The organism is Dysgonomonas reticulitermitis, assembly GCF_054601275.1.
Genome location: NZ_BAAHWU010000080.1, coordinates 1 through 8,322 on the forward strand (window position 1 = coordinate 1; position 8,322 = coordinate 8,322).

The 8,322-nt window shown below is 42.2% G+C and carries 7 protein-coding genes; 1 reads left to right on the forward strand and 6 read right to left on the reverse strand.

The window, feature by feature from the left end; translation table 11 throughout:
* The first annotated feature begins 147 nt into the window (after positions 1-147).
* Positions 148-1,377, forward strand: coding sequence for a tyrosine-type recombinase/integrase (locus ACYPZI_RS15165; RefSeq protein ID WP_459603087.1), 1,230 nt, complete (start codon positions 148-150; stop codon positions 1,375-1,377).
* Positions 1,378-1,628: 251 nt separating this feature from the next.
* On the opposite strand, the gene ACYPZI_RS15170 is transcribed toward ACYPZI_RS15165, so the two are convergent.
* The 6 genes from ACYPZI_RS15170 to ACYPZI_RS15195 form a co-directional block, all read right to left on the reverse strand.
* The gene (locus ACYPZI_RS15170) at positions 1,629-4,004 is read right to left on the reverse strand and encodes a DUF4116 domain-containing protein (RefSeq protein WP_459603089.1); all 2,376 of its coding nucleotides are present in this window, start codon (positions 4,002-4,004) and stop codon (positions 1,629-1,631) included.
* An 80-nt stretch (positions 4,005-4,084) separates the two neighbouring features.
* Positions 4,085-4,522 carry a TraQ conjugal transfer family protein gene (locus tag ACYPZI_RS15175; protein ID WP_459603091.1) on the reverse strand — a complete coding sequence of 146 codons (438 nt, stop codon included), beginning with the start codon at positions 4,520-4,522 and terminating at the stop codon, positions 4,085-4,087.
* A 214-nt stretch (positions 4,523-4,736) separates the two neighbouring features.
* Positions 4,737-5,735: a tyrosine-type recombinase/integrase gene (locus tag ACYPZI_RS15180; protein WP_459603093.1), complete on the reverse strand. Its 999-nt coding sequence runs from the start codon at positions 5,733-5,735 to the stop codon at positions 4,737-4,739.
* Positions 5,728-5,997, reverse strand: a complete 270-nt coding sequence (locus ACYPZI_RS15185) for a site-specific integrase (RefSeq protein WP_459603095.1) — start codon at positions 5,995-5,997, stop codon at positions 5,728-5,730. Before ACYPZI_RS15185 ends, ACYPZI_RS15180 begins: the two co-directional genes overlap by 8 nt.
* Entirely contained in the window at positions 5,964-6,665 is a 702-nt protein-coding gene (locus ACYPZI_RS15190) for a tyrosine-type recombinase/integrase (protein ID WP_459603097.1), read from the reverse strand. Before ACYPZI_RS15190 ends, ACYPZI_RS15185 begins: the two co-directional genes overlap by 34 nt.
* Positions 6,662-8,137, reverse strand: a complete 1,476-nt coding sequence (locus ACYPZI_RS15195) for a tyrosine-type recombinase/integrase (protein WP_459603099.1) — start codon at positions 8,135-8,137, stop codon at positions 6,662-6,664. The genes ACYPZI_RS15190 and ACYPZI_RS15195 overlap by 4 nt, the downstream gene beginning before the upstream one ends.
* Positions 8,138-8,322: the final 185 nt, after the last annotated feature.

The following is an 8,322-nucleotide window of genomic DNA, read 5'->3' on the forward strand; positions in this document are numbered from 1 at the left end:
TGAAAGAAAATCACACACTTTGTATCACCGTCCACTACAAAGGAACTTGGTCGAAAAATACGGGATAAACCGCTGGAAATCAATATCAGCTATGGCTAGACTGGGAAAGGTACCGTCAAAGTCAGGAAGAATTAAAAGTAAAAGGTTATGAAAAAAAGTACATTCAAGATTTCGTTTTATTTACGGAGCAACCATGTGAACAGGAAGGGCTTGTCGGCGATTATGATCCGCATCAGCATCGACGGTGAAATGAAGCAGTTCTATTCGAAAGCGGATGTAAGCGGGGAGTTATGGGACGCGAAGAACAACCGGGCCAAGGGTAACGGCCATGCGGCGCGGGAAGTGAATAAACAGCTGGAAGATATAAGGTATGTGCTCCAGCAGCGTTACCGCGACCTGTTCGGCAAATACGGCAGGGTGACGGCCGAACAGTTGAAATGCGCGTATCTGGGCAAGACGGACGAAGGGGATATGCTGTTGAAGCTTTATGACCGGAAGATCAGCCAGAAAGCTGCCCTTGTAGGGAATACGATAGGGGAAAGGACGCTGGGCAAGTATAAGAATGCGAAGGAGGTGCTGTCTGCTTTTATACGGAAGGAATACGGCATGGACGACTATCCCGTTGCGTCTGTGGACTACGGATTCATTAGCAGCCTCGACCTGTATTACCGCGCCGACTGCCGTTACAGCCATAATTACGTGGTCAAGCACCTGCGCTATTTGAAGCAGGTGGTATCCGACGCTTATAAGAACCGTCTGATATACGCCGATCCCTTTGCTGATTACGGATTGAAGCAGAAGCCTGTCGGTAAGGACTACCTGATCGAGCCCGAAATAAGGCTGTTGTTGGAATGGCATTTCGAGTCGAAGCACCTGGAACGGGTGCGGGATATGTTCATATTCTGCGCGTTCACGGGCCTGGCATATATAGACGCCTATAAGCTGACTAAATACCATATAATCGAGGATGCCGAAGGAAACAGGTGGATACAGGTCAACCGGACGAAGTCGTCGGTACAGGCGAATATTCCTTTATTGGAAGTGCCGTCTTCCATCCTCAGCAAATACAGGGGCCTCCATCCGGATAGGCTGTTGCCCCTTGACACGAACCAGCGTATGAACATGTACCTAAAGGAAATCGCGAAAATCTGCAATATACATAAGAAGCTGACAACGCATGTTGCCCGGCATACATTCTCGACGCTGATGCTGACCAAGGGCGTTTCGATAGAGAGCGTGTCCAAGATGCTAGGGCATACGGATATCAAGACGACTCAGATTTACGCAAAGATACTGAACCGGAAAGTAGGTGATGAAGTGAACCTTGTCAAAGACCAGTTGAACAGCCTGAACGGGTTTTATACGCAGAAAGCATAGCAGGCCGCAGGAGAATAAATTCGCCAACGTTGGCGGTTATATGATATATACAAAGAGAAACAGGGATATATAAACAGTCCCTGTTTTTATTATGCCATTTCCATAAGGTATAACTATAAAACCTGCGGTATCACACCGCAGGCTTTACCATCTTAATACAAATTCATAAATTCACAAACTCTACGAAACAATGATATATTCCTGATATAACCCTTTATACATGCGTCCGTACCAACGACCGTTACCATGCTTTATCCCTGCCGCCTGCGTATCCGGGGAAAGGGTTCCCGGTCTTTCACTTCCGGCCGCTGAACCGTATTTTGGAATGCCGGCTTATAGTCCAGCGTCATTTTTTTCCTGTTGAAGCGGACAGCCAGGTTTGTTTCAATCCCGTTTTCCGTCCTGAGTTTCGATACATTTATTTCTTTGCCCTCATACAGATCCTTAACCTGTTTATAATCCAGCTTATCCATCACCTTAGCGGATAATATCGAATTGAATTTGTATATATTCAGGTCCGGTGCGTTTTTTACACTGCCGGGAACCGACCTTTCCAGTCCGGGTTCTTTTAATACTGCCATCAGGCATAAGCCGGGCGTCCTTTTTTCTTCCGGGATGTAGCGGCTTAGCGCCTGCGGGAATCTGGTTATAACCTGTTCGCAAATTTTATCTGTGTATGCTTTCACCGGGAAGTAGTCCAGTATCTTTACCGACATTGAGTTTTCCAAAGCCAGGCAGCATATCCTTTCGTTCCTGGCTGCCTCCGGGATTAATGCCAGGCATCCGGGGTCCTGGCTGAAAGCCCTGCGGCATATATCCTCCGTGATGAATTCATGGGGAGTAAACGCCAGCAGCGTGCGGTCGGCTTTTACGGCAATATTGCAGATTTTTTGATTTTTCGGTTTATCCGGTAAAGACGCGAATAACCGTGGTTCCTTCCTTACAATATAAGCCGCCGTTTTTTCATCAATGAGCTCCGGATTCAGATATGGCAGTATTTCTTTCAGGCGGGAATTCGCTTTGGGTAATTTGACAGCCTCAAGGTATAAATCCGGATACGGGATATGCTTCAGTATGGAAAAGTCCATGGAGCCCCGTCCAAGGGTATTCCTGAATGCTGTTTCACATATTTCACGGGTCCTGCGGTTCTCCGGGACAAATGCCAATACGTCTCCGGAATCCGTTACCGCTTTCAGGCAATTCCCGGGTGTTTTCAGGCTTTCCGGAAAATACGCTAAAGCATTGCCATCGCTTTCCAATGCCGTAGTATAATACTGTGTCAATCTTTTTTCTCCCGGAATAAATTGTAAGCTTTCAACATTATCCTTTAACGCGGCCTTAATGATCTTCCGGCTCCTTAACTCCTCCGGTACATGTTCCAGGTTATACCCGTCTTTCATAACTGCGGCCAATGAAACAGCTTCCGTCCTGTCTTTATAAAACAGGTTCCTGAAACAGTATTCGTCACCCGGGCCCGACCTTATGATGAGCCTGATGTTATGTATCTCTTTTTCGGATATCCCCGTAATAATACTGATATTGCGCTCAAGGTTTTCAGGTATGTGCCCGACGCACCGGATATCCTGTTTTACAGCTTCATACGCGATTTTATCGTTCATTACAGAAGCGTCGATTTCTCTGATAATATTATAAGCGCCGTATTTCGGGCCGTTGTCTTTCAGAAAATTAAGTACCAGCCCGGAATCCGGAATCAGCCTGATAGCCATGTAATCCAGGTAACGCTTTGAATCTGATATGGATTTGATTGCCGTTCCATACATTTCCTTATCCCTGAATTGTTCCGGTACAAGCTTTAAATTCCAGGCATTATCCGATACGGCTTGTGCATACACTTCCCTTGACCGGAGACGTTCCGGTAAATATTTGATAAGGGAAGCATTTGTCGCGGCAGCTTTTAAATACTGGCCGTCCGCTATTTTATCCGGGCTGATTTTACTGAAACAGGTATCGTTATCCCTGCTGTTTTCAATGATGGAATCGATTATTTCAGGGGTAAGGGATGCTTCCGGCACATAGCCGATATTACAAGGGTCCGCTTTGACCGCTTCGAGGGAAACCTTTTCACTTTTGCGTTCATCCGGTAAATCCCTGGAGTGTGTTTTTGATAAAAACCCGTATTTAATCATATTGATATCCTGCTCTTCCCTGATAGCTGAGAAACAGTTTAATTCACTTACTTTAAAAGTGCCGGCCGGTTGTCCGCCAGAATTTTCCAGAATATCCAGGTATGCTTTTATGGTATTCCCGACATTTTCTTTACCTTGCCGTATAAAGTCGTCCAATGTAACTATCGGGATTTCCTCTAAAGGTACAGATACGCCCACTTCATTTAACAGGTATCCGATACCTCCCGGGTAATTGTCGTCTTTTTCGAAATGGAAGTTTTCATGGGCCCGGAACCATTTTTTTATTTCCCCGTTACTAATGAAAAACAATGTCCTGTCCGCGCCGATTTCCTTTAGTTCGCCGATGCGGTCCGGAAGCCAGTTATCATTTGCGTCGGAGACGGGTTTAAGCCCGCAACGGTCGAGCCGGGCTAATATATCGCCGCTGTCTTTTAATTCTATATTCAGGAAATAATATATGTTCCTTTCTGGTTTTTCCATAATTAATATGCTGTTATAATGTATTACAAAATAAGAAGATATGTAATATTATCCGGGTAAGCGGATGCGGGTAATGGCTGTCATAGCTCCTGCTTTTCCTCCCCTCCGCTGTCGTTTACAAATGAGAAGGACAGCGTATGGCTGTTTCCCCTGTCATCGAAGAAGTACAATTCGAAGCTTTGCGTGTCATTCGATTCCGCCCTGAAAAACAGCCTGAAGCTGTCCTTATCCAGCGGATAATAATCATTTGGCAGCAATGCCGTCCCATCCTCAAACCGGATGCTACCGGCGCCGTTAAACAGGAACCACCTCATTTTATATGTTGTATCCCTGAAGAACCTCTCCCTCTCGATCAGCAGCCGTATTTCGACAGCCTCCCCGGCCTTTATCTTTTTCGGTACGGGCAGGTGGGTAACTTTGAATTTATAATCCTGCTTAATATCAATATCGCCGCTACAGGCACATACGGTACATGCGAGCAGTACCGTGTATATAAAATATGACGTGAATTTTTTCATTTTGTTTTCGATTGGTTTTTACTTATGATTTTTGGCCGTTAGCCGTACAAAAGGATAATACCGCCGGCTAACGGCCGCATGCCGCCGGCATGTTAGTTTATAATCAGCTTTATTCCAAATGTTGTGTAACTACTTATGTGTTATTGACCGTTTTTCGATCAATAACACATTTGTAATTAACTTATTGATAAATCCTAACAACACATAATTATATCTACAGATTATCTAAAAATGCCATTAGATTATCATCTTCCTTCCAATTCGTGCTTTTATTTGTTATAGATTCCACTTCACAACAAGCCAAAGCTTCAGCTTTCATTTTCAGGTTGATTTCTGCGTAAATATTGGTCGTGTTGATAGATACATGACCTAACCAAGCCCTAATTGTATTAATATCAACGCCTGATTGTAGCAAGTGAGTAGCCGTAGTATGCCTTATAGTATGCGGGCTTACTCGTTTCTGCATTATTGAGGGTTTGTTTAGAGCGACTACTTCTACGTATTTCTCAACAATAGCATAAATACCAAAACGGGTGATCGGTTGATTAAGCCTGTTCATGAAGACGTTCTCGGAAGGACTTCGATTCTTAATTTGCATCTTTAGTTCTTCCACCGTACTTTTCCACAAGGGACATCTCCTTAGTTTATCTCCTTTCCCATGAAGACATACGACCTTTTTCTCCATATCTAAATCAGCTATCTTTAAACTTGCGACTTCTTCAGCACGTGCACCGGTATTATACAAAAACAAGAGTAGAGAATAATCCCTTTGTCCTCGCTTATCTCTCCGGTTAGGAGCTGCCAACAAGGCATCCATTTCATCTTTATCCAAATAGGTTATGACCGTTTTCTGATATTTCTTGACAGGGACAGTATGTACCAATCTGCTCCATTCCACATATTCAGGAGCATTTTGGGCAACAAATTTGGACAACGAAAATATGGCTACCAGTCTCTGGTTTCTTGTAGATATGGAACATTTTCTATTTTTCTCCAAGTCCAACAGAAACAGAACGATGCTTTCAGGAGTTATATGCTCCAATAAAATATCTTCCGCTTTTGTCTTTTCCTTTTTTGATATAAAAGGTATCAACAACTTAAATGTATCTCTATAACTAAGTTGTGTGTTTTTGGAGAGATTCCTTACACTTATAATGTATTCTAAAAGGAATCGTTTTATCCAATATCCTAAATATTTCTTTTGTTCATTCATAACCTATATAATTTTCAAAACGATTAGATGCTTCTTCCAATAAGTCGGAAGTCATTGAAAGATAAACTGATGTATGAGCAAGGTGTGTATGCCCTAAATATGAAGACAATATCGGCAAGAGACCTTGTACGTCTTTTTGTTCCACATACCAGGATTTCAATCTGTTTGTGGCGAACGTATGGCGTAAATCTTGGATTCTTGGTTGATAAATTCCACCGTCATCCCTGCCTATCCCAGCCTTTTCCTGATATGTTTGAAACAAGCAGTAAAAGTGTGGATGTTAACCGGTAATGCCCTGTCATCTACAAATAAAGCCGATTCCGGTTCTTGCGGAAATCCGGATTCCTCACGCCATTTCAAATATTCTTCCAGGCGGTGCTTCACATCTTCATTAAATGGAACGATTCTTGATTTATAGAACTTTGATTCACGGATTACCACCAATGATTCCTGCATATCCACGTCTTTCAATTTTAAAACCAATGCCTCCTGTTTTCTTAATCCTAATACATATGTTATTATCAGGATTGTCTGTGTCACATAAGGAATCATGTGTCCTTTTCTCCTTTGATATATCAAAGCACTGTCAAATAAAGACTTAAGCTCGTGATCGCTATATATGTATGGGATTATATGCGCCGGTCGTTTCGGCAGGTCATGTGATAACGGAACTTCTGTAACATATCCTCTTGATAATGCCCATGTATAGAAACCTTTCAATGCAGAGTATTTACCAAACCAGAAGGAGGTAACTATTCCTTTTGGTGCATATAAATATTCAGATATGGTATTCCAATCGACCAAAGCCAATTCAACATCAGATCCGACGTATCGACAAAATCCGGTCAAGACGTTCCTGTTAGTTTTAAACTTCTCTCCGAGTGACTGTCGATAAGTTATATACGCCGGTATGATTTCTCCTATAGTCATAACAAACCCTCCCAATTTATATCTGCTACTTTTCTTAGATTAAGAAGATCCACCTTTGCATAAATACGGGTAGTGTTTAATGATTGATGTCCCAAATATTCGCTGACTTCTTTCATCGTAAAACCTGAATTTACCAAAAGAGTAGCACTCCCATGACGCAGGCTATGCGCACCATAATACCTCAGAACTATGTTCTGTTGCCTAAGACTATCACTTACAATTTTATAAACGGCGGAAGTTGACATCGGTCTGTATGGAGCGTCCATACAAAGAAATACATATTCGGAATGACTTTCATTTTGTCTTACCTCCTTGATATAACGAAGTATAGCATCCCCTACAGACCTTACCAATGGAAAACTCTGGGGACGGCATCCTTTCGCTCTTTTTAAGTATAATAGCTCTTTCCTCCAATCCAAATCCTCCAATTTAAGGTTAGTCAATTCGCAAGTCCGTATGCCATAAACCACTAAAATCTGCAATATGGCATAATTCCTGATTGCCGATTTCTTGTCGTTATTATAGTATTGCACGGCAAGTTCCATATTTTCCTTCTTGGGGGCATACGGTATAGTTTCTTCAGAATATATACGTGGGGATTTGATAGAATTTGCAATATTTCCAAAACACCACCCTTTCTGCTCTGCATATTGGAAAAATGAACGGAGAATGGTAGCCAAATCAGCAATGCTTCGTCTGGATATCTTCCTCTCCTCATTCATGTCAGTGATAATGCGATCTATATGTATTGGAGTTACTTGTGATAATGCACAGCATTGTTTACCTAACAAATGGAATGCTTTCTTTAATACTTTGTACCTGCTTTTGGTAGTCGTGGTTGAATACCCACGAGTGTACACCAAGTAATCTAAGTATTCAATCGCCATATCTTCAAAAGGATACATTTCCTTTTCTCTGTTAAGGCAGTTCATGAACTCCAACCAGCCATTGGCATACCTGACAAAAAGCATCTCACTATTGGGAGAATATTCGATAGTCCTTCTTGTAACATTTTCTTCCTTAGCCCATATTTGAGAAGCTTTTCTTATTTCCCCGGAACTGATGATTCTCAAATGGGTAATCGAAAGATATTTAATGATATGAAGTTCATATTCGGCAATTACCCTTAACGTATTTTTCGCTGCGCCATTATCTTTCCAGTGTTGAAGGTATTCAACCCGTTCTTTCAATAAAGGAGCAGTAACCATTTTCCTTCGGGTGTACGCCCTTCTGAACAATTCATTGAAAATCGGGACAGAATCATCAATCAGTGGCTCCAGCCGGCCAATGTATTTGAGCCATTTAATCGCCGAACTCATCAATTTACTTTTGCTCTCTTCACCGTAGGGTGGTTTTTTTGAACGGTTTAATCCCATTCGTCTCCATTCTTCTGCAAACTCTTCTATGGCTTTAACAGATACCAAAGAAGAATCATTGTCTTTGAGATGTAAGAATTCAACGGTTCTTAACATCTGAACTGCTAAATGCAACAAATAACCTGAGTTCCGTATAAGCAACGCTCATTTTTCTCATCTGCTTTGTGGAACAAGAACTTTAGCCCAATGCAAATAGGACAAAGTTTTTGCTATAAAATTAGGAGCAGGATGATTAGCAGAATAACTCCAACTGGTTTGAAAGCTCTATATCTACCTCAATG

Coding starts and splice junctions, on each gene's coding strand:
- ACYPZI_RS15165 (WP_459603087.1), top strand. CDS start 148: ATGAAAAAAAGTACATTCAAGATTTCGTTTTATTTACGGAGCAACCAT.
- ACYPZI_RS15170 (WP_459603089.1), bottom strand. CDS start 4,004: ATGGAAAAACCAGAAAGGAACATATATTATTTCCTGAATATAGAATTA.
- ACYPZI_RS15175 (WP_459603091.1), bottom strand. CDS start 4,522: ATGAAAAAATTCACGTCATATTTTATATACACGGTACTGCTCGCATGT.
- ACYPZI_RS15180 (WP_459603093.1), bottom strand. CDS start 5,735: ATGAATGAACAAAAGAAATATTTAGGATATTGGATAAAACGATTCCTT.
- ACYPZI_RS15190 (WP_459603097.1), bottom strand. CDS start 6,665: ATGACTATAGGAGAAATCATACCGGCGTATATAACTTATCGACAGTCA.
- ACYPZI_RS15195 (WP_459603099.1), bottom strand. CDS start 8,137: ATGTTAAGAACCGTTGAATTCTTACATCTCAAAGACAATGATTCTTCT.